Origin of the sequence: Methanoregula sp. PtaB.Bin085, from assembly GCF_002067035.1 — an archaeon.
GTDB lineage: Archaea > Halobacteriota > Methanomicrobia > Methanomicrobiales > Methanospirillaceae > Methanoregula.
This window is the reverse complement of sequence record NZ_MVQB01000002.1, coordinates 1-2,702: the sequence shown is the minus strand read 5'-3', so window position 1 is coordinate 2,702 and position 2,702 is coordinate 1. Positions and strand designations below refer to the sequence as shown.

Here is a 2,702-nt window from a genome sequence, read left to right as displayed (position 1 = left end):
TGTTTCCTGAGGGTTTCACCGGTCTTTCGTTTCTCAACCGCTGCCCTGATCTTCTGGGAGAGTTCGGCGAACTGGAGAGTGGGATTTCCACCTTTCTGGAGGTAGAAATCTGCACCATTATTGATCGCTTCGATAACCACTTCTTCCCGACCCCTGCCGGTAAAGAGGATGAAAGGGAGATCGTCGTGACTGGCCCGGATATATTTAAGAAAATCTATCCCATCCCGATCCGGCATCTGGTAATCAGAGACTACAACATCATATTGGTTTGCAGCAAGCAGGTCTGTGGCATCTTGGACCGACGTACTTGTCTGAACTCTGAACGTTTCGTTCTTTTCAAGGAATATTCTGCCCAGCTCAAGGAGGACCGGATCATCGTCAACATAGAGAATGGAAATCCTTGGAATCATGGCCAGCGCTTATTGGGTACAACACCATGGTACTATAAAAAGGCATATCACGAGGAGCCAAAGAACGGGAGGACCTACCGTCCTTCCTCCGGATTACTTTTTTCGTCGCCGTATTTCTGTGCTGCCCGGGCAAGCCGGCATTCCCGTGATGTGTTGTCAGACTGGATGTCTATGCCGTTCACCGGGAAGCGGAGAAGGTTCCGGATGCCGCCGGCAGTCGAGAAGTTCCGCATGTCCTTGCCATACGCGATGAGCGAAGGAATGAAGATTGGCTCGTCCACATCGCCCTGCTCCTGGACGTACGAGAGCCGGTGGAGAGAGTACAGGCCGATCAGGAACGCGAAGACAAAGAAGTAATCCCAGTGGATCAGGTAGAGCGTCGGGATGGTGAACTGGATGCCGGGGCTCTTCCAGATCAGGTTCCATGTCAGTTCGCACTCGGCAAGATGATCGACAAAAAACCCGCCGATGACAGGAGCAATCCCTGCGGTGAGCGCCGTGAAGATGCTGATGCCTGCAAGGTAAGATGTTGCCGATCCCTTCGGGGCCAGTTTCAGCCCGATGTTGCCGGCCGCAAGTGTGACACCGGCCATTGAGACTCCCATGATGATATGGACGATGACGAGAAGCGGCATCGTGAAGGCATGGGGATCGGGCAGGTTTGTGAACGTGAGCGCAAGGAAACAGAGCAGGAAGAGCGGGCCGGCTACATGGAGCACGGATTTGTTGCTGAACCGGTCGGCGATGGATCCCCAGAGCGGCAGCGAGACGATGCTGCACACCTGGCTGATGATTGCCAGCAGGATGACGACTGTAATATCGAGCGAGAGTCGTTTCAGGAGATAGACCGTGACGAACGGCGCTGCCAGGTTGACGGCAAAACTCCACAGGCTGAGGAAGATGATCAGATTGCGGAAGTTCGTGTCGGCAAACCATACGGAAAACCGGCTCGTAAGCGGAACGCTGTTCTTCACGATCATTTGTGGTTCTGGTGTCCTGATCAGGAAATACGTCCCGGCAAGGCCTATGAGACTTCCCCCCAGGAAGATCAACGAATAGCCGTGAGACGGCTCCCTCAGACTGTTGCTCTGCCAGATATCGAGGAAGTAACTGGCACCTAGGGAGAGAACGGTTGCAAGTGCAAACGACAATGCCATTCTCCGCGAGAAGAACATCCCAAGGATCTCATCAGGTATCAGGTCCCGCATCCATGACTTCCAGCCGCAGTGCTTGACGGATGAGATGCACGAGTACAGGATCAGAAGGAAGATCAGGCAATAGATCCCGGCCTGCTTTGAGAACAGGAACGGGATGAGAGCGACAACGAGCCATAACCCCCGGGACAGGAATGATGCGATAACGGTAATGAGGCGACGGTTCCGGACACGTTCGATTAATCCGACAGCCGGGATCTGGATAAGCTCCGTGAGCGGCGGGATCGCTGCAAGAAGACCGATAACAATGTTGGATGCACCGAGCTCAAGAGCGAATGCAATCAGGAAAATACCGCTTGTTAGCGTGACGAATGCATGGGTAGTCAGGCCGTCGAAAATAATATTCGATAATCCCTGCTCAACCTCGTCCTGTGTGAGTTCCTGTGACGGGGGGAGCAGGTTCATTACGCATACGTTCTGTCTGTGCTGTTGCGGCTGGCAGGGTATTCCATGAAAAGTATCTTGTATTACTCTTGGTTCTCTTCCATATAATCTGCCGGATCCTGCCTGGGAATGTGGATATGGGTAGAGGCATCATCCTATGATTATCGTCCTCGTATGGATGACACTTTAAGGCGAGTGAATGGCATTTCTCCCAATAAGTCCCGAACTCTATGCATGGGTAATCCTGCCCCTGCTGATCTTTCTGGCCCGCGTTTGTGATGTAACGATGGAGACGGTGCGGATCGTCTTTATATCCAAAGGCATCCGTGTCCTTGCCGCAGTGATCGCGTTTTTTGAGATCGTGATCTGGCTGCTGGCAGTCGAGGTTGTGATGAAAGACCTTGCCAATATCGCAAACTTCCTCGCGTACGCGTTGGGGTTTGCGATGGGGACGTATATCGGGCTCGTTGTCGAGGAGAAATTGTCTCTCGGTATGGTGATCCTGCGTATCGTGACAACCGATGAATCCTGTGGCGCGATCACCGCGTACCTCCAGTCAGAGAATCACGGGGTTACCTGTATCGATGCCCGGGGATCGCAGGGAACCGTCACGATGATACTGTCGCTGGTGAACCGGTCGGAGCTCTCCCGGATTACTCTGGGTATTGAGAGGATCAACCCCCGGGCGTTCTTC

At 53.3% G+C, this 2,702-nt stretch carries 3 protein-coding genes; 1 reads left to right on the top strand and 2 read right to left on the bottom strand.

Annotation, left to right across the window (positions count from 1 at the left end):
* A partial coding sequence (locus tag A4E33_RS00030) for a response regulator (RefSeq protein ID WP_292345246.1) occupies nucleotides 1–410 on the bottom strand: 410 nt, incomplete at its 3' end.
* A gap of 74 nt (nucleotides 411–484) precedes the next feature.
* Nucleotides 485–2,029, bottom strand: coding sequence for an MFS transporter (locus A4E33_RS00025; protein WP_292345244.1), 1,545 nt, complete (start codon nucleotides 2,027–2,029; stop codon nucleotides 485–487).
* A 178-nt stretch (nucleotides 2,030–2,207) separates the two neighbouring features.
* Between A4E33_RS00025 and A4E33_RS00020 the strand changes: the two genes are divergently transcribed.
* Nucleotides 2,208–2,702 (top strand): DUF2179 domain-containing protein (locus A4E33_RS00020; protein WP_292345241.1); only part of this gene is annotated, 495 nt, incomplete at its 3' end.